Origin of the sequence: Spartinivicinus poritis, assembly GCF_028858535.1 — a bacterium.
Classification (GTDB): Bacteria; Pseudomonadota; Gammaproteobacteria; order Pseudomonadales; family Zooshikellaceae; genus Spartinivicinus; species Spartinivicinus poritis.
In genome coordinates this window covers 128,712-148,209 of record NZ_JAPMOU010000013.1, presented here as the reverse complement: position 1 = coordinate 148,209, position 19,498 = coordinate 128,712, and the positions used below count along the sequence as shown (strand labels likewise).

Genomic DNA, 19,498 nt, shown 5'->3' with positions numbered 1-19,498 from the left:
TTGAGAAACTCGTTTAAACTCAGGCCTTTTTGAAATTGAACTTTGTTGATAGCCATTATTTATACCTTCTCAATCAAGTTGCCATACTGTTCAAATATACAGCAGCTAATGGCTTAGGTATAGTGATAATTAAGAAAAAGTATAAGGAAAAAGAAGGTGATTAAGAAACACTAGAAGGCGTTTATACCTTTGTCTATAAGAAAGAAAATGCTTCATTTTATCGGGCTAATGTGTACTAGCCAGCTACTTTATGTATTTTCCCTGTTCTAAGTTATTGTAGAGTATTGTTAACTTACCTTTCTCTCTTAGCTTTTTAAGTCCTCTATTGAATGATTTTAATATTAATTCATGTTTTCTAGATTTTTTGGATATAAGTAGGTGAAGAGAACGCTCAGCTTCTGGTGTAAGCGGTGTAGGGTGATGTGTTATAATATTCACTTTGCTAGGAAATTTGGTTTTTAAAATATGGTAGCCAACTTCTTTGGTTATTGGGAAAATGTCAATTCGACTTAGTATGAGCTTATGAAAATTTATCTCGTCAGATATAACTCGCTTAATACTGTATTGATTTGACTTTTCAGCTAGATCATAATCTTTATTATATCCATAACCTATCGTTCCTCCAATAACTAATCCTTTTAGATCAGAAAACTTTTTCCAATGAAAAGTTAGGCTTTTTAAATGAAAAAATACTGTCTCAGTTTCAAAAATAGGTTCACTGTAGTAAAAATATTTTTGAAACTCATCTTTTTTCCTCCATACCGCTGTTCCATCTAACTTTCCTTGTTTAGCCATATACATGCCTCGCTTCCATGGAAGAAAGTCATACTTGACGCTCATTCCTTCTTCAGCAAAAGCTAAAGTTATGATATGAGATGCAAACCCATAGTGCTTAAGTTTTTTAGAGTGATAAGGTGGCCACTCACCATTAGCTATATGTATAGCCTCAGCAATAGTGCTGGAAGGAATAACTATAACCCACAGAATATAGCTTGTTATAAGCTTTTTTAATGTAAAATACATTGCTAACTAAGTTTCGAACTAATGAACTACTATAAAAGTAGAGTGATTCTTATAGACATGATATTAGTAAAAAGTTTACCTATTTCAATAACCGTGCTAGCCCTGATATCCCTTTCAAATGCTTAAGTGTGTATGCAGTGATGAGACGTGTTCTTTATTTTGTCAAGGATAAAGACAACATGATAAATATTGACGTTTAATTCTAAAAGTCAATATTTTGTCAGTAATGTAAGCAGAATGTAAAAATGTCAGGCAGAGTAAAAAATATCAATCAATATATAAACCAAAGCTGTTTGTTATTTGCTATTGTTCGTTTTTTTATCTATTTAGCAAGTATTTGATAAATAACACACTTGTTGCTTGTATGCTTTATATCTTTTGATATTGGGTATAGTTTTTTGCGGCTACCTTAAACTAAAACAAGTTTCACTATTTTACTTTGAATAGAAACACAAGTTGTATGACTCGTGAAGTGCTTATATGTTTAGAAAAAATACAACTTTACACGCATTTACGTATTTACACGTAATTTTTTGTTAAATGCGGTTTCTATACCCTGTGCGAAGGGTTTTTAGGTGAGGCCATCAAGTGACGAAGCCCCATGAGCCTATATTAATAGGTGATTGGGGTGAGGAACGATGACAGTTAAATGCTCCTGCCATCCTTGGTGGTCATAACAAAACCTAAAAATGATTCGCGACGGGTATATTGCAAATTAAAAGCGCCTGTATCATACATAGCCAAACGTTTGTTTAATAATTGAATTTTTATCTAAAGGTTTAAAATGAAACTAAGACCATTAGTTCTAGCAATATCGATAGCGACAGTAAATGTTAATAGTGTTTACAGTAATACTCAATGTGATCATACAACAACTGACGAAAAGTCGGTTAGCTACACTGCTTCTGATGTCTTAAAGACTATATCTGAGACGACTGTTTTACCTAACTTAAATTCCCGGATCAATCAAATCTTAATAGATCACTTTAAATCTATCGGTATTAGTGATCCAGGAAATATAATTGTTACTGTTGGGGTAATGAAAGAAGCTGATATTGCCGTACCTACAAATACTGCCTTATTAAGTGCTGACTGGTTGGGCCGGCAAGTACGCCCTACGACGTTTGAATGGTCTAGAATGCCACTGCTCGAACTGGCAAAGTTGCGGGCATTTGGTAGTTCGGCTCCAGCGAATCGTTCTTTTTTGGCGGGAGCACATAGAGTTGGACAACCAGCATTTCCCATTCCTTCTGGTGGTCCAGATTCAGTGCTCTTGGATAAAGAAGGCAATCGTATAGTTGGACATGCAGAGTGGCCTGATACTAATACCATTGAGCAAGCAGTAAAAGGTACAATGGCTATCAATATCGAAGATCACAGTCTCATCGATTTTTCTAAAATTAGGTGGAAGCAGCGCTATGGACTTCCAAAAGGTGTGCCGCCTTACTCTTATATTAAGTGGGTAGAGCATTCTGGTACGATTGAAGAGGAGCGTCAACGTGCGAAAAGTGGGAGTGGGAAAATAGTTGATGACACAAGTGATGTTAAAATATGTCATGTAAATCATCCTACAATACCCGTTAGCAAAGAAGCATCAAAGGCTTTTCTGCGTGTTTTAAAAGGAGATGATCTTGATGTATCTGATTGGGCTTACATGATTACTGCATGGGTAAGAGCAGAAAGCACGAAGATGCTTGAACAAAGCTTTAATGATCAATTGCTTTATACGGCACAACTTGCCTACCGGTCTCAAAATGTAAACGCTGAAGCTGGTGAGTTAACCTTGGAAGAGGTGTCTGTCATAGAAAAGTTTCTTGAAGGTGATAAAAATGTGGTTGCACATGTGCCACATTTGCCCGCAAAAGGATATGTGCCTTTTAACCTTAATGGCGTAAAAAGTACAGGACATGTGCCGGCTATTACATCCAAAAACCATGCACTTATTGTAGATGACACAACAGGTATTTATATCTGGCATTTTACTGGTGGGCCCAAAAATGGAGTGCGTGGAGGGTTTGCTACTAAAGAAGAAGCCATCACTTGGTATAGGAACTGGCTAACGAATAAAGGTGGAAGAACTGGCCCAAATAATAAGGGAGAGGTTTATCCTTACTATAACAGTAATTTTGAACAACATTTGGTACTAGATGAGTCAGGCTGGTGGACACTAAAAAGTAAATTTAACTACGACCTATCACATTGGCGGAGAGAAAAAGCAGAACAATTAACGCTTTTGCTGGTAGGTGGCGATACTTATGGTCTGGCCATGGCTGATCAATATTTTAAAGCGGCGCGGGCTGATATCGACAGCCAATTTAAACAGCGAAACGAGCAATTTGCCGAAGACTTAAGGTATTGGTTTGAATTTGCTGCTAATACTGTAGCAATATTGGGGGTAGGTACTTCAGGTAAATTCGCAAAATTATTAGATTTTGTTGTCATTACAGGTGGCATTGGTGTGGGTGGGGTTACCATTGCTAATGCAGACAACCCCAGCGAAACGCTTGAAGGGATTGGGGCAATTATCGAAGCAACGGCTGATACTTTGGAATCAACAGGGGTAGGGGATAGACTGTCGCGTAAATCATCAGCTATAAGTCATTTATTTCGAGGGGGTTCTGCTGAAAATCGTCAACGTATTGCTCAGAAGGCAGAGGTAAACCAGCCGACGCCAGTTGTTTTAGAAAGTAAGGTGTCTGATAATTTACAAAGTGGGCTAAATCAAATATGGAGTTCGCCTCAGGCAGATACAGCTCACAACGCTAAAAAACTTCATATCACCAAAGAAAATAAACAGTTGGAAGTTATTCTTCATCAAGGTAAAGCTTATGCTCGTTATCAAAATGGCTATTGGTTTGTATTCAAGCTTGATTTAACTTCACTGGATTCTGAAGGGCCACAAACCTCAACAGTGAATAGCCATATATCTTATGATTCCATCTCTCTGCAAGCACAAGAGAGGTATGGTAATAAAGTAAAGGTTGTTAAACGAAAACCCGATTTAGAAATTATTTCCAGTATTGAAATTTACTTTGATATTAATACCAATAAGTTAGCGCTTTATATTCCTGACCAAGATCACCCAATTGTTATTTCTTCAATCGAAGATGCAGAACCACATATTAATAATTATATACAGCGTCAAGAAACACGCAGGCAACAGATTAATCAGCTGAATAACTTTAGACAAGAAGTTCGCCAACATCTTGGTAATGACGTTGTTGTACTATCTCAACAACCAGGCTCAGTCGACTATGAAGCCAGAATACTTGTCTGGCCCTCAACAGAAGAGAGTAATACTTATAAACTATATATTCCTGGAGAAGGCAGTAACTTTAAAACCTTTTCTCAACTAACAGAAGCTAAGTCATTATTAGCAAATTATCGAAAAAATGAATACACCTTTAATGCCTCATGGTTTCTAGGTGATAAAGTTAAAGTCATTGATGACGTCTCTCAAAGAGAAGTGTCACAATATACCATTTTCTTTGACGCAGATTCACCAGATCAGATTACTTTATATACTCCCAATAGTGAAACACCATTATCATTTAGTAGTTTTGAAGAGGTCAGGAGCCACTTGGTAAAAAATAATGTGGTTGGCCGAATTAAAGTCAATGATGACTTTTTATCTGCCGATGATATCAATAGCCTTAAACAGCAGTATAATATCAATATCAGCAGATTAAAACTCAGTGGTCAAGAAATTGCTTTAGCGTATCATAAAGCATCAACTATATCCGATACTTTTGTTTTATTAGCTCATGGCTCGGGTAAAGAGGCTATCATGTTTATCAAGCCAGAGGGGCTGGCACTAGATTTTGCTACACCCAGCAATACTATTTTGCAGTCTGGTGGATTAGGCGATAATGTTTTTGATTTACTAAATAAGCTAAAAGACAATAAAGTTCGCTTCAAACATGAATCACAAGTGTATGATGTTTCTCAAATTAAAATGAAAGACTATAGCCTTTCATCATCAGCAGAAATGGAAAGTCATGAAGCAATTGCACGATATATTTCAAGGCAAACTATTACCGATAGTTCAACCTCTGGAGTAAACAATAATTTTACTATTATTAACATCAACGAAAATGCGCTTGGATTGCGATTATCTGATGTCATTGATGCACTAAAAGAGACTTATGGACCCAATACACCGACAAAGATGGTTTGTCATTTCTGTCGTGGTGAAGATAACGATGCCGAAATTTTTGATATCAAAAATAACTATGTAAAGTAGAGGGCTTGTAGGGGAGTGGTTGTTGGATAATTGGGTGTTTAAAGAGTGTCCAGGGAAGGTCCTTCAAGAGTGGTAATAGCCTGTTAGTCCAGATCATACACGAGGCTTATTTTTAACACCCTTTCACGATAGCCATTGAGTGGAACAACCTTTAGTTGACCTGTGCCGTATTGTTAGTGGCTGCTTCATTGGTCATAGCTTTAATGATTGAATTATAACCGATAGCAGCTTTGTGTAGACATCTTTATAGACTTTGCTCATCTTTGACTTTATTTTATAGGGCTCAGAGAAAAATGGATGAAGTTTTACTGCTTTACCATTAGGAAACCAGTTATGGATTGCTGTACACAACAGTTTTGTGTATAGAGGCATAAAGGATGAAATTAAAGTGATATCAGTCATTAAGCGAAACGAGCTCCCTTCAATAACAAATGCTTCGGTATCAGGTGAGTCAATCGATATTGGAGAATATAAGGTTTTTAACCAACGGAACAAGCTAGATGCGCTTTTCTCTGGCTTTGAAAAAGAGCTGTTCATTGCTTGGATATCACTACAGCCTAATCAAACTATCCCAGTTCATAAACGTTCTATGTCATCACTTATTATTGTTTGTAAAGGGGCTGGTAAATGTATTGGTGAATATGATGCAGACTTACAAGAAGGTGATGCTATTTCAGTGCCTGCAGAAACGTTACATGGCTTAATAGCCAATCAAAATGAGCCATTGACGTGCTTGTGTATTCAAAGTGACGGTAAACCTATTTATCATACAGATGATGTAAAACATCGAGTTAAATCTGAGCCTGCAAACTATTTTGAAGCATTTATAAGTAGCAAGAATAAATTTGAGGAGCAATTTCGTCAAGTATGTCAACAAACACAAAAAAAAATACAAGAAAATGGTTTGGTTTTTGAGAAAGTATTCTATGGTTACCTTAAAAGATGGTCGCAAAGTTTCCAGCAAATTTTGTTTTTAAGGCAAAGCCTTGTAAGTGATGCAGAATTTTCGAAAATATTTTCTCAGCACCTTGATGAAGAAATTGGCCATGATAAATACCTTGAAAAGTTTGTTTATATAAAGAATCAGGATATTGAAGCCTATTGTGCTTGGTTTGAAAGAAAAATTCAGCTAGTGTCTGATGTAGAGAAAGCTATAATTGTTCATACTGTTTTAGAAACAGCAGGAGAAATTTTTTCAGCTAATATTCAGAGTAGAAATAAAGGAAAAATATCTGAATATATTGAGCTGCATGCAGAACTAGATGAAGGGCATGCTAACATATGTGATCCTCACATTAAGGACTATGTTTATTCAAATTTTAATAAAGCAGTTGAGCTATGTTCAGACTCTTGGGAAATACTTATCAAACTATTTACTACTATTTTAAGTCTTTCTGTTTCTCAGCTAAAAACGTAGATGTTGCTTCTTTGATAGAAAATAAAGCTGAATAAGGGGAAGCGTATAAGGTATTGCCAACATATTTGTGAGCCCTTTCACGACACTTTGGAAGGAAAGGGACTCTAAAACTTCAAAAAGAAAGATTGCCCTAAAGCTGCTACCCCTTCAACTTCTCCCTTAGCAATTTATTTACCACTCCTGGTTCTGCTGCGCCGCGGGATGCTTTCATTACCTGGCCAACAAAAAAGCCAATCATTTTGCCTTGTTTGGCTTCATCTGCACTGCGGTATTGTTCAACTTGCGCTGCATTATTAGCGATAACTTGATCAATCATAGCTTCAATTGCTGAGGTATCGGTAATAGCTTTTAAATTGCGTTTTTCGATGATTTCATCAGCTGAGCCTTCGCTGTTCCACATAGCCTCAAAAACGGTTTTTGCGCCTTTGCTGGAAATGGTTTCGTCTTTTAAGCGAATTAACATTTCGCCTAATTGTGTTGCTGAAACTGGACTGTCGTTGATTTCCCGCTGGTTTTTATTCAAGCGACTAGCCAGCTCACCCATGACCCAGTTGGCGGCTAGTTTAGGGTCTTGGCACTGGTCAGCAACCGCTTCAAAATATTCAGCCGTTTCACGGTTAGCAGATAGAACACCAGCGTCGTATTCGCTTAAGCCTAACTCATCGATAAAACGTTGACGCTTTTGTTCAGGTAATTCAGGAAGTGAACTTCTAACTTCATTTAAAAATTCAATAGAAAGTACGACGGGTAATAAGTCAGGGCAGGGGAAGTAACGGTAATCGTTGGCTTCTTCTTTGCCACGCATAGAACGGGTTTCGTCTTTTTCAGAATCATACAAACGAGTTTCCTGGATGATTTTGCCACCGCTTTCTAATACATCAATATGTCGCTCAATTTCAAAATTAATGGCTTTTTCAATAAAGCGGAAAGAGTTAACGTTCTTAATTTCAGTCCGGGTGCCTAGTTTATCGCTGCCTTGTGGACGGATGGAAACGTTGGCATCACAGCGCATGGAGCCTTCTGCCATGTTGCCATCGGATATCCCTAAATAACGAATAATAGAATGAATCGTTTTTAAATAGGCAACGGCCTCTTTTGCTGAGCGTAAGTCTGGGTCGGACACAATTTCTAATAAGGGTGTGCCTGCTCGGTTAAGATCAATACCAGTCATGCCATGAAAATCTTCATGTAGTGATTTACCAGCATCTTCTTCTAAGTGAGCGCGAGTAACACCAATCCGCCTGGTTTCGCCATCGTCTAAAGTGATATCCACATAACCAGGACCGACAATGGGTAAATCCATTTGACTGGTTTGATAGCCTTTTGGCAGGTCGGGGTAAAAGTAATTTTTTCTGGCAAATATGTTGCGCTGATTAATTTGCGCATGAATGGCCATGCCAAACATAGTCGCCATTCGTACAGCCTCTTTGTTCACAACCGGTAAAATACCTGGTAGCCCTAAATCAACAGCGCAAGCCTGGGTATTAGGTTCGGCACCAAAGGCAGTGCTGGCACCTGAAAAAATTTTAGATTGAGTGGCAAGCTGAACGTGAATTTCCAGCCCAATAACGACTTCCCATTTCACGATAAATTCCCCTTATACCTGAATTGCGGTTGGTAATTGTTGGTGCCAGTCGGTTTGTTGCTGAAATTGGTGAGCCACATTTAATAGCCTGGCTTCAGCAAAGTAGTTACCAATCAGTTGCATACCCGTAGGCAGGCCATCTGTAAAACCCACTGGAATTGACATCGCCGGTAAGCCAGCCAGGTTGGTGGAAATGGTATAGATATCCGATAAATACATAGCTACCGGGTCGTTGGTTTTTTCACCCAGCTTAAACGCAGGGGATGGAGTGGTAGGGCCAACAATGACATCCACATCATTAAAGGCGGCCACAAAATCATTTTTAATTAATCGTCTCAGCTTTTGGGCTTTGATGTAATAGGCATCATAATAGCCGGCAGATAGGACATAAGTGCCTACCAAAATACGGCGCTTGACTTCAGAGCCAAAGCCTTCTGCACGGGAGCGCTTATATAAATCTTCCAGGTCTTTGGGGTCTTCACAGCGGTGACCAAATCGCACCCCATCAAAACGGGATAAATTAGAAGAGCACTCAGCCGGAGCAATCACATAATAAGCGGGTAATGCCAGATGAGAATTAGCCAAACTGATTTCTTTAACCGTAGCGCCTAACTTTTCCAATGTTTTAATGGCTTGCTCTACATTAGCGGCAATCTGACTATCTAAGTTGGCAGAGAAATATTCTTTCGGTAAGCCGATTTTTAACCCGGCAATGTTGTCATTAAGGGTGGTGGTATAGTCTGGCACTGGTTCATTGGCACAGGTTGAGTCTTTTTCATCAAACCCTGCCATGACATTCATTAACAAGGCGGCATCTTCGGCAGTTTGGGTGATCGGGCCAGCTTGGTCAAGGCTAGAGGCAAAGGCAATCATGCCCCAGCGCGATACACGACCATAGGTGGGTTTTAATCCGGTGATGCCACATAAGGCAGCAGGTTGGCGAATAGAGCCACCTGTATCTGTGCCAGTGGCTGCAGGAGCCAGTCGAGCTGCAACCGCTGCAGCTGAACCACCAGACGAGCCGCCAGGGATAGCGTCTAATTGCCAAGGGTTTTTGACGGCACCAAAGTAACTGTTTTCGTTAGAAGAGCCCATGGCAAACTCATCCATATTGGTTTTACCCAACATTACACAACCTGCATCTTGGAACTTTTGTGAGACAGTTGACTCATAAGGGGCAATAAAGTTAGAGAGCATTTTAGAGCCACAAGTTGTTTTAATGCCGCTTGTACAAAAAATATCCTTATGAGCAATAGGGACACCGGTTAACGGGCCTGCATTATTATTTGCACGGCAATTGTCGGCTGCTTTGGCTGCCGTCAGTGCTTGATCTTCTGTGATACTGATAAAACTATTCAGCTGATTATCGAACTGCTTAATCTGGTTCAAATAATGCTGGGTAAGCTCAACACTGGAAAATTCGCCTTTGGCAAGACCAGCTGCCAGTTGCGCTACAGTTTTGTTTTGCATGGTAATTACAGGTCCTATTGGATTGTACAGGTCCTAATACAGGTGTTTATGCGGCAAGATGGAGGAGTGCTTGCCTAAATGTAGTTTCTGCTAGTGGGCTATTTGATCACTCAATAACCTTGGGTACCAGATACAAACCGTTTTCAGTGGCTGGTGCAATGGCCTGAAAGGTTTCTCGCTGGTTGGTTTCGGTTACAGCATCTGCCCGAAGCCGCTGTTCCATTTCCAGCGGATGAGCCAGGGGCTCTACATTATCAGTATCAGCAGCTTGCATTTGGTCGATCATGGTTAAAATTTGGGTTAGCCCTTCAGTCGTATTGACAATATCTTGCTGGTCGATAGCAATGCGTGCCAGGTGGGCGATTTTTTCAACATCGGTTTGATCAAGGGCCATGGGTGCTCTCCAACTAAAAGCCAAACTGCAAATGTAGGGGTTTGCAGTGACAATCTCAAGCGCTTGTAAGTGATTGAACGAGAGATAGTAAATAAAAAAATAGAAATAGAAGACAGATTTTTGTCAATCAATTAAAAGGTTAGACTACAGTATAAGTAAGACACAATGCATGAGTTTTGGCTGCAGTAAGTAATGAAGTTGGTGTTAACTGACAAGCTTGCCCTTAACCAAGGGTATAATAGTTTACTATGAGATAGCTTCTTAACTTGCTCTATGTAAGCGCGGTTGTTAGAGTTTGCAGCAATTTGCAAGATTATGAATAAAAACCACAGTCAATCCTATTTATTTGACTTATTAGTTAGGTGCTTTTTACTGAGATGTCAGCTTCATAACGAGTGGCTGAGGTTAGGTAGATAGCAAGTTTAGATATAAAGCGTAAACTGTTTTGTTGGCCGGTTGCACTGATCTTTATTATTAAGTTACAGCTAATCAATGCGCTTGTGTAAAACACTGCAACCATATTCACATTCTTTGTTTGTTGGGAAGAATACCACGCATGCTCAAGAAACTACGGGGATTTTTTTCGAGTGACCTGTCAATTGACTTAGGTACTGCTAATACCCTGATTTATGTTAGAGATAAAGGGATCGTGTTAAACGAACCTTCGGTGGTGGCTATTCGTCATCATGGTAGTCAGAAAACGGTTGCCGCAGTGGGTACTGAGGCGAAACGAATGCTGGGTAGAACCCCTGGTAATATCACCGCTATCCGGCCGATGAAAGACGGAGTAATAGCCGATTTCAGCGTCACGGAAAAAATGCTCCAGCATTTTATTAATAAGGTACACGAAAACAGTTTTATTCAGCCAAGCCCTCGGGTGCTGGTATGTGTACCTTGTAAGTCGACTCAAGTCGAGCGGCGGGCCATTCGCGAGTCAGCATTAGGAGCGGGTGCTCGTGAAGTGTATTTAATAGAAGAACCAATGGCAGCAGCAATTGGTGCAGGCCTACCTGTTGAAGAAGCCCATGGTTCAATGGTTGTGGATATCGGTGGGGGAACCACTGAAATTGCTATTATCTCCCTAAGTGGCATTGTTTACTCAGAGTCTGTTCGGGTAGGTGGAGATCGCTTTGATGAAGCGATTGTCACTTATGTTCGTCGTAACTATGGCAGCTTGATAGGCGATGCTACAGCGGAAAGAATTAAACAAGAAATTGCCTGCGCGTACCCAGGTGATGAGCTACGTGAAATTGATGTAAGAGGCCGTAACCTGGCAGAAGGGGTGCCTCGCAGCTTTACCCTTAATAGTAATGAGATTCTAGAAGCCCTTCAGGAATCCTTAGCAGCCATTGTGCAGTCAGTAAAAAGTGCATTGGAGCAATCACCACCTGAACTGGCTTCGGATATTGCAGAGCGGGGAATGGTTCTGACAGGAGGTGGTGCACTACTAAAAGGCTTGGAGCGCCTGCTTAGTGAAGAAACTGGGTTGCCCGTGGTGGTGGCTGAAGATCCTCTGACTTGTGTAGCACGAGGGGGAGGACGGGCACTAGAAATAATGGAACGCCATGCTTTTGATCTTTTATCTACTGAGTAGTCAAAATCAATAGGACTTACTAGAGCTCAAGTGAGTCTAATTGTTAAGGTATTCAAAATTGCCAGACAAGCTTTTTTGTGTGGCTTTGAAACCTACTTAGTAGGTAGGAGACTGTTGTAGCTTAATACAAAGAATTAGCTTATTGAGGTAACAGTCTCCAGTGTAGTTAAAAGACAAAATGTGGGAGTAACCAATTAAGCGAATATTTTCTAAGCAACAATCACTCACCGCGCAGCTGCTGTTTTTTATTGTGCTGTCATTAGGCTTGATGCTTTCTGAGCAACGGTTTGATGGTCTCGATAATGGCCTTAACAAAGTGAGAGCCTGGCTGACAGTGATCGCTACGCCCGTGCAGTGGGTGGCTGATCTTCCTGCACAAATGTGGGGGATGGCTGATGACGCCCTGAAAACTCGCAAAGAGCTAATTTTAGAAAACGCTAAACTGGAGGCTAAAAACCTGCTACTAGAAAGGCGTTTACAAAAGCTGGCTGCCCTAACCGCTCAAAATATCCGTTTAAGAGAACTGCTAAATTCTTCCAAACTCCTGGATGAAAGAGTGCTTATTGCAGAACTGGTGGGGGTTGATCCAGATCCTTATACTCACCAGGTTATTGTCAATAAAGGTTCGACAGATGGTGTCTTTGTAGGACAGCCTTTACTTGATGCCAGTGGCTTGATGGGGCAGGTTATTTCAGTCAGCCCATTTTCCAGTCGTGTTCTGTTGGTTACCGATGCTAATCATAGTGTGCCTGTACAGGTGAATCGTAATGGTGCCCGAGCCATTGCTGCAGGCACGGGCAAGCTGGATGAGCTGTTACTACGTCATGTTCCGGATACTGCTGATATCCGTGAAGGTGATATCTTAGTCAGTTCGGGACTCGGGCAGCGTTTTCCAGTGGGCTATCCTGTGGGTAAAGTAGTTCAGGTTATCCATGACCCAGGCAAACCTTTTGCCATCATCAAAGTAAGACCTTCTGCTAAGTTAGATCGCAGCCGTCATGTGTTATTAGTCTTCAGTGGTAAAGAAGCTAATGATAACAGTGATGTGATTGCGGTGGATGAGACCCAAGTAAGTGAAGCGCCTAATGTCAACTGATCGACCCCAGGGCCGCATGGTAATCTGGACGACTATTTTTTTTGCTTATGTGTTGAGTTTATTACCAATGCCCTCTTATCTGGAGCTGGGCCGACCAGAGTGGTTAGCTATGGTGATGCTCTATTGGGCACTGGCATTACCTGATCGAATAGGATTAATACTAGCCTGGGTGGTTGGCTTAATGTTGGATGTGATGCAAGGTGTGCTGCTTGGGCAAAACGCCCTTGGCATGGTGATAGTTGTCTATGTTGCCCATAAACTGCATCGACGTATGCGTATTTATCCGCTACTCCAGCAGTCCATGGTGGTATTTGTGGTCATTGGTATTTATCAAATGCTTAATCTGTGGGCTAAATCTTTTAGTGGTCGTACACCACCTAATTTATTGTTTTTGTTGCCAACTGTCGTCAGTGCCTTATTATGGCCGTGGTTGTTTATTTTATTACGAGATTTAAGAAGGCGATATAAAGTTAATTAAAAAATCGGTATGGACGTTCCAAGTATTTATTTAGCATCCCAGTCTCCCCGGCGTCGAGAGCTACTGGAGCAAATTAAGGTAAGTTACCAGGTGCTTGCTTCAGACGTTAATGAAACCCCTTTGCTGAATGAGCATCCACAACACTATGTTGAGCGTATTGCTGAGGCTAAAGCAGAAGCTGGTTGGCAACTATTGAAAACCAGTGGGTTAGCCCAGCGGCCTGTATTAGCAGCTGATACGGCAGTTGTGTTAGAGGGTACCATTTTAGGCAAGCCGACCTCTGTAGCTGATGCCAAAGCTATGCTGACAGACTTATCAGGGAAGCAGCATCAGGTAATGACTTCAGTTGCCGTAGTGAATGTTGATGCGACCAAACTGATAACCAGTATCACGGATGTAGTCTTTAAGTCGCTAACCGAATCACTCATAGACCGCTATTGTGCAACAGGAGAGCCTAATGACAAAGCTGGTGCTTACGGTATTCAAGGGCTGGGAGCAATATTAGTAGCTGAGATAAAAGGCAGTTACAGTGGTGTAGTGGGGTTACCTTTAACTGAAACGGCTGAGTTGCTGACCCAGTTTGAAGTTGATGTCTGGCAAAGCCATGGTATTTAAGACAGTTATCGTGTGTACGAAATGACAATACTTAAGACATGATGGTGCTTAAGTAGCCGTAATGCTTAAAACCTGTCACGTTAAAATAATAAAGCTTCAGATGATAGCAGTGCTAAAACTTCTCCTTAATGATGGTCCCTGACAATGTAGGAAAAAGCCATGTCCGAAGAAATATTAATGAATATCACCCCAATGGAGTCTCGTGTGGCGGTGGTGGAAAATGGCGTTTTACAAGAAGTGTATATTGAGCGGACCCAACGGCGTGGCATAGTTGGAAACATTTATAAAGGCAAAGTAGTTCGGGTGTTACCTGGTATGCAAGCTGCTTTTATTGATATTGGCTTAGAGCGCGCCGCCTTTATTCATGTTAGCGAAATAGCACCCAAGGGTGAGGTAAAAGAAGATGAGGATGCAACCGAACCATTAATTCACGAACTTGTGCATGAAGGCCAATCATTAGTAGTGCAGGTAACCAAAGATCCGTTAGGTACCAAAGGGGCCAGACTGACTACCCATATTTCTATTCCTGCCCGATACCTCGTTTATATGCCTGATACCAATCATGTAGGCATTTCATTAAGAATTGAAGACCAAGAAGAGCGAGATCGCCTCAAGCAGCTGGTTGAAAATGCATTAGCAGCAGAGCAGGCGGAAGAAAAAGGTGGCTTTATTTTACGTACGGCTGCTGAAGGCGTTGGTGCCGAGGAGGTACTGGCTGATATCCGCTTTTTACATCGGCTGTGGGAATCTGTTTCTGAAGGCATTAAAGATGCTAGAGCACCTGAAGCAGTTTATGAAGATTTACCACTTCATTTACGCACACTGAGAGACTTAGTTGATCCTAAAATAGAAAAGGTGCGAATAGACTCCAGAGAAACTTATCAGAAAGTTTGCAAATTTGTAAAAAAGCTGATTCCACAGATTGAGGGGCGAGTGGAATATTATCCTGGTGAGCGCCCTATTTTTGATCTATATGGGGTTGAGGATGAAATCCAAAAAGCGCTTAGCCGAAAGGTGCAGTTAAAGTCGGGTGGTTATTTAATTTTGGATCAAACGGAAGCAATGACCACTATTGATGTCAATACTGGAGCATTTGTTGGCCATCGTAACTTAGAAGAAACGATTTTTAAAACCAACCTGGAAGCTGCAACTGCCATTGCTCGTCAAGTCAGGCTGCGCAACCTGGGTGGGATAATTATTATTGATTTTATCGATATGGAAGAAGCTGAGCACCAACGACAAGTCTTACGAACTTTTGAAAAGCTGCTTGAACGTGATCATGCTAAAACCAATATTACTGGGGTTTCTGAGTTAGGGTTGGTCGAAATGACCCGTAAACGCACCCGAGAAAGCCTGGAAAATGTGTTGTGTGAGCCTTGCCCAACTTGTGAGGGGCGAGGTACCTTAAAAACGGCAGATACTGTTTGTTATGAAATATTCCGGGAAATTCTCCGTGAAGCCAGAGCCTATGAAAGCGAAGGGTATTTAGTGCTGGCCTCGCAAAAAGTGGTTGACCGGTTGGTAGATGAAGAGTCTGATAATGTGGCTGACTTGGAAGCATTCATTGGTCGCACCATTAAATTTCAAGTTGAGCCTATGTATTCGCAAGAGCAGTTTGATGTAGTGTTGATTTAGGTCGCGTGTTATTTATTTGTCGCTTTTGGTCTCAAGCTGTACTGATGGAATTTGTTAGTGAAACGTTTTGCCAAATTTTTTACCCGACTGATCTGGAGTATTTCAATTGTTGGGGTTGTGCTACTTGCGCTGTATGTCAGTTTAGGGCGAATGTTGCTGCCATTGCTGGCTGATTATCGAGAAAGCTTACAACAAGAGCTGTCTACTACCTTAAATATTCCTGTCACTATTGCAACGCTAGCTGGTACCTGGTCTGGTTTTAACCCGGCGCTAGATATAAAAACCGTACAGATTGGTGAAACTGAGCTGCAGTCATTAAGTGCAAATCGTGTGCTGGCTGAGCTGGATGTTTTTTCAACATTGATTGAGCAATCCCCAGTGTTTCGCTATTTGCAGGTGGAAGGCTTACATCTATATCTGATTGAAGGGCAGTCTGGAGGTTGGCATTTAAAAGGTTTTAATCGTACGGCAGGTGAAGCTGATCCAAAGTTAATTTTGACCTCGTTGCTCAAGCAACCCCATATCCAGTTTACCAATACTACGATTCACTTTCAGGATAGAGAAGGACAGGTCAAAACCCTAGAAGATACCAAGCTTGCATTTAACCAGACAAGTGAAGGCTATCGGCTGGATGGTTATGTTAGACAAGCTCAAGGGGGGGAGGCAAAGTTAATAGCAGAGATGCAGCAAGTGTCTCCTAACTCATTGGGTCATTTACAACTGTTTATAGACGCCTCACCTAATAATTGGAAACCCTGGGTCGCACTGATTACTCCTGATGATATTCAGCTTGATAATCTGCATCTGGGAGGGAAGCTCTGGTTAAACTGGCAAAATAAGCAGTTAACAGTAAGTGGTCGTCTAGAGAATATTGGTCTTGCTATCCAATACCAAGACTTGCCTAAGCAGCAGTTATCTAAAGGCTATTTACAATTTAACTTTAATCGTCAGTCTAATAAAAATTGGCAACTTGCGTTACCTTCTGCCAATTTTCGCCTGAATGGGGTAGCAGCACCATTTCATAATGCGTTTATCAGCTATCAACAAGGAAAATGGACCGTTGCCAGCGAGCAGATTAATTTAAATTTACTGAAAGAGTCTTCCCTTGCTACCAAGCTACTACCTGAATTTCCAGCTCAGCTTGTTACTGAATTAAACCCTCGAGGGCTTATACAGCAGCTAGTGGTGGACTGGTCATCAGCAATGAGTGACTTTCAGTTACTCGGCAAGTTGAAACAAGTTGCGGTGGCAGCCAAAGGGTTTGCGCCTTCTGCATCGGGTGTTTCTGGGCTGTTATATACCAACGCTGAACAGGGCTGGTTTGATTTGGATAGTCAGCAAGGGTTTAGCCTGGGAATGGTCGAGCTGTTTAGAAAACCGTGGCAGTATCGGCAAGCAACAGCCCATTTAGCCTGGTTAAAAAATGCTGAGACATTTCAGCTTTATACTAACCAAGCGCAATTGAAGCACCGTGGTGCTGAGTATAATGCTAAGCTCCGCTTAGTTTTTCCCCTAACTGAAGGGCCTATAACCATGGCTTTGCAGGCGGGAGTAAAAAATGCTGATGCAGGTTTGGCTTATCAATATATTCCAGCCAAGCACGATGTATTACCTGAAGAATTGGTGAAGTGGCTGGATGAAGCCATTGTTGCAGGTAAAATTGAGCAAGGTGCCTTTATGTATAACGGCCCTGTCACGGCAACTGATGTGGAAAATGATATTAGCTTTGGTCTGTTTTTTAATGTGGCAGAAGGTACCGTTCAATATGATAGCCAATGGCCGAAAGCTGATAAATTAACGGGTCGGGTATTAGTTGACAATACACAGGTTGATGTGAATATAGCCAGTGGTGTAGTTCATCAAGCTGATATACAGCAACTGAAGTTACAGGTGGCTGAGCAAAGCAAAGATAATTTTGCTGTAACGGTTAATAGTCAATTAAAAGTACCAGGGCCTGCGGTAAATCATTTATTAACTCATTCTCCTATTGGTGATGCCCTAGGCACCCGTAATAAAAATACAAATAAGGATAAAGATAAGACTAAAAAAGCCGATCAAAGCTTGCAGATTAATGGACAGTTTGATTCAACATTGAAGCTGATGATCCCCATTGATAAACCTGAGGAAACAGAGGTGGTCGTTACCACTCAGGCCAAAGAGGGGACTATTAATACAGCAGACTTAGGGCTGGTAGTAGAACAAATCAATGGTCAAATAGCTTATCACTCGAAAAAAGGCATTACTGGCAATGATATTCAACTTACATTATTTGGTCACCCTGCACGTTTGAATATGTCTGCTAAGCCAGTTAAGCGGCAATTGCAGCAGCAGTTTAGCTTAACTGGTAAAGCCGATGCACCTAAGGTAGCAAACTGGTTACAGCATCAACTTGAGCTTAATAATCAACTTAATCAAAAACAGCAGCAACAATTTAATAAAGTTGCTAAAGGCCAGTTTTCATATAGCGCTAAGGCAACCATGCCTTTTGATCAGCCTGAAAACTTTAAGCTCTTAGTGAAATCTAACTTGAAAGGGACGGCTGTCAATTTACCAGAGCCTCTACATAAATCTGCTACTGAGCAGCAATCAGTGAATGTGGAGTTAAATCAGTTTGGCAAAACTAATCGCTGGCGGGTAAAGCTTGGGTCACTGCTACAGTCGGAGTGGTTAGTGCAGCAAGGCCAGCTGGTGGGAGCTGATCTTTTCTTTGGCCAAGGACGCCAGGCATCCAAGTTGAAGCGGCAGCAGTTGAATGTGAGTGGCCAGTTGGCAGGACTTGATTTAGCTAAATGGTGGCCATGGGTTGATATGTTCACAGCCGATACTCAACGTCAGCAAAAGCATCAACCTAAATGGCAGCTGTCAGTTGATCAGCTGAAGTTAAATGAGTTGTACTCACCAGTGGGGGTGCTAGAGGATTTAGTGTTGTCACTTAATACTTATCAGCAGGTCTGGCAAGCCGAAGTAGAAAGTGATCAGCTTGCTGGGCGGGCGGTGATCCCATTTAATAGCCGTCAGAAGCCTTACGAAGTTGCATTAAAGCGCTTGCACCTGCCTACACTACCTAAAACAGCTAAGAATAGTAAGGATCAAGATCCATTAGCTGGCTTTAACCCACTGACAATGCCTGATATGGATATTGAGGTTGCTGATTTGAAAATAGGCAATCAGGTGTCTGGTAGTTTTGCGGCAAAGCTAAAGAATACGCCACAAACACTAAAAATTAACAATATTTCAGCACAAATTAACCATTTAAGAGTGAAGGGCAATATAAACTGGCATAAACAGCAAACTGATTTTAAAGGGGTTGTAAGGGCTGTTGACTTAGCTGACGTGCTGGAAGCGTGGGGGCAATCAGCATCTATTACCAGTAAAAAAGCTAAGTTTTCTATTGATGTGAATTGGCCAGGAAGCCCACTCAACTTATCAATGGCGAAGCTGAATGGCGAGATTTATAGCAAGATTGAGCATGGGCGATTTCTTGAAGCGAAAGGATCTGCCAATGTATTGCGAGTATTTGGTTTGCTTAACTTCAGTTCAATTGCTCGTCGAATCAAGCTGGATTTTTCTGATTTGTTAAAATCAGGCGTCAGTTTTGACAAAATAAAAGCCACCACGCAATTTGCTAATGGTGAAATGCGTTTTAAAGAGCCTGTGGAAATAGAGGGGCCATCCTCGAATTTTGCATTATCTGGTAAAGCAAACCTGGTAAACGATACACTTAATATGTCGTTATTAGTCACTTTACCCGTCACCAATAATTTACCTTTTCTTGCGGTATTGATGGGTGCACCACAGGTAGGGGGGGCAATTTATCTGTTTGATAAGCTGCTGGGTGATAAGGTGGAGAAGTTTGCAAGTGCTCGCTACACCCTAACAGGTTCATTTTCTAATCCAACCATTGCGTTGGACAAATTTTTTACCGATAAAACGAAACAACAGTAAGGA

Annotated in this window: 13 protein-coding genes; 8 read left to right on the top strand and 5 right to left on the bottom strand. The window is 41.2% G+C overall.

Annotation, left to right across the window (positions count from 1 at the left end):
- Positions 1-243: 243 nt before the first annotated feature.
- Positions 244-1,023, bottom strand: a complete 780-nt coding sequence (locus ORQ98_RS12260) for a substrate-binding periplasmic protein (protein ID WP_274689096.1) — start codon at positions 1,021-1,023, stop codon at positions 244-246.
- A 784-nt stretch (positions 1,024-1,807) separates the two neighbouring features.
- Here ORQ98_RS12260 and ORQ98_RS12255 point away from each other — a divergent pair.
- Positions 1,808-5,266 (top strand): hypothetical protein, encoded by a 3,459-nt coding sequence (locus ORQ98_RS12255; RefSeq protein ID WP_274689095.1) that lies wholly within the window; start codon positions 1,808-1,810, stop codon positions 5,264-5,266.
- 192 nt (positions 5,267-5,458) lie between these two features.
- Here ORQ98_RS12255 and ORQ98_RS12250 read toward each other — a convergent pair whose 3' ends face one another.
- Positions 5,459-5,803 (bottom strand): hypothetical protein, encoded by a 345-nt coding sequence (locus ORQ98_RS12250; RefSeq protein WP_274689099.1) that lies wholly within the window; start codon positions 5,801-5,803, stop codon positions 5,459-5,461.
- Between ORQ98_RS12250 and ORQ98_RS12245 the strand changes: the two genes are divergently transcribed.
- Entirely contained in the window at positions 5,691-6,683 is a 993-nt protein-coding gene (locus tag ORQ98_RS12245; RefSeq protein ID WP_274689098.1) for a cupin domain-containing protein, read from the top strand. The genes ORQ98_RS12250 and ORQ98_RS12245 overlap by 113 nt on opposite strands.
- A gap of 139 nt (positions 6,684-6,822) precedes the next feature.
- On the opposite strand, the gene gatB is transcribed toward ORQ98_RS12245, so the two are convergent.
- From gatB to gatC, 3 genes are all read right to left on the bottom strand, one after another.
- Positions 6,823-8,268, bottom strand: coding sequence for an Asp-tRNA(Asn)/Glu-tRNA(Gln) amidotransferase subunit GatB (gene gatB, locus ORQ98_RS12240; protein ID WP_274689094.1), 1,446 nt, complete (start codon positions 8,266-8,268; stop codon positions 6,823-6,825).
- 12 nt (positions 8,269-8,280) lie between these two features.
- On the bottom strand, positions 8,281-9,738 hold the full coding sequence (gene gatA, locus ORQ98_RS12235; protein WP_274689093.1) for an Asp-tRNA(Asn)/Glu-tRNA(Gln) amidotransferase subunit GatA: 1,458 nt from the start codon (positions 9,736-9,738) through the stop codon (positions 8,281-8,283).
- 106 nt (positions 9,739-9,844) lie between these two features.
- Positions 9,845-10,132, bottom strand: coding sequence for an Asp-tRNA(Asn)/Glu-tRNA(Gln) amidotransferase subunit GatC (gene gatC, locus ORQ98_RS12230; RefSeq protein WP_274689092.1), 288 nt, complete (start codon positions 10,130-10,132; stop codon positions 9,845-9,847).
- Between the two features lie 556 nt (positions 10,133-10,688).
- Here gatC and ORQ98_RS12225 point away from each other — a divergent pair.
- From ORQ98_RS12225 to ORQ98_RS12200, 6 genes are all read left to right on the top strand, one after another.
- The gene (locus ORQ98_RS12225) at positions 10,689-11,726 is read left to right on the top strand and encodes a rod shape-determining protein (RefSeq protein WP_163832504.1); all 1,038 of its coding nucleotides are present in this window, start codon (positions 10,689-10,691) and stop codon (positions 11,724-11,726) included.
- A 193-nt stretch (positions 11,727-11,919) separates the two neighbouring features.
- A complete protein-coding gene (mreC, locus tag ORQ98_RS12220) occupies positions 11,920-12,822 on the top strand; it encodes a rod shape-determining protein MreC (protein WP_342455198.1) in 903 nt (300 codons plus the stop codon).
- On the top strand, positions 12,812-13,300 hold the full coding sequence (gene mreD, locus ORQ98_RS12215; protein ID WP_274689091.1) for a rod shape-determining protein MreD: 489 nt from the start codon (positions 12,812-12,814) through the stop codon (positions 13,298-13,300). The genes mreC and mreD overlap by 11 nt, the downstream gene beginning before the upstream one ends.
- Positions 13,301-13,309: 9 nt before the next feature.
- Positions 13,310-13,915, top strand: coding sequence for a Maf family protein (locus tag ORQ98_RS12210; protein WP_274689090.1), 606 nt, complete (start codon positions 13,310-13,312; stop codon positions 13,913-13,915).
- A 159-nt stretch (positions 13,916-14,074) separates the two neighbouring features.
- Positions 14,075-15,550 (top strand): ribonuclease G, encoded by a 1,476-nt coding sequence (gene rng / locus ORQ98_RS12205; RefSeq protein WP_274689089.1) that lies wholly within the window; start codon positions 14,075-14,077, stop codon positions 15,548-15,550.
- A 57-nt stretch (positions 15,551-15,607) separates the two neighbouring features.
- Complete coding sequence (locus ORQ98_RS12200; RefSeq protein ID WP_274689088.1) at positions 15,608-19,495, top strand: YhdP family protein; 3,888 nt, start codon at positions 15,608-15,610, stop codon at positions 19,493-19,495.
- Positions 19,496-19,498 lie beyond the last annotated feature (3 nt).

What these genes read in the sequence shown, in the direction of transcription:
- ORQ98_RS12210 (WP_274689090.1), top strand. Translation starts at nt 13,310, where the DNA reads ATGGACGTTCCAAGTATTTATTTAGCATCCCAGTCTCCCCGGCGTCGA.
- ORQ98_RS12225 (WP_163832504.1), top strand. Translation starts at nt 10,689, where the DNA reads ATGCTCAAGAAACTACGGGGATTTTTTTCGAGTGACCTGTCAATTGAC.
- ORQ98_RS12255 (WP_274689095.1), top strand. Translation starts at nt 1,808, where the DNA reads ATGAAACTAAGACCATTAGTTCTAGCAATATCGATAGCGACAGTAAAT.
- mreD (WP_274689091.1), top strand. Translation starts at nt 12,812, where the DNA reads ATGTCAACTGATCGACCCCAGGGCCGCATGGTAATCTGGACGACTATT.
- gatA (WP_274689093.1), bottom strand. Translation starts at nt 9,738, where the DNA reads ATGCAAAACAAAACTGTAGCGCAACTGGCAGCTGGTCTTGCCAAAGGC.
- ORQ98_RS12260 (WP_274689096.1), bottom strand. Translation starts at nt 1,023, where the DNA reads ATGTATTTTACATTAAAAAAGCTTATAACAAGCTATATTCTGTGGGTT.
- rng (WP_274689089.1), top strand. Translation starts at nt 14,075, where the DNA reads ATGTCCGAAGAAATATTAATGAATATCACCCCAATGGAGTCTCGTGTG.
- gatC (WP_274689092.1), bottom strand. Translation starts at nt 10,132, where the DNA reads ATGGCCCTTGATCAAACCGATGTTGAAAAAATCGCCCACCTGGCACGC.
- ORQ98_RS12250 (WP_274689099.1), bottom strand. Translation starts at nt 5,803, where the DNA reads ATGAACAGCTCTTTTTCAAAGCCAGAGAAAAGCGCATCTAGCTTGTTC.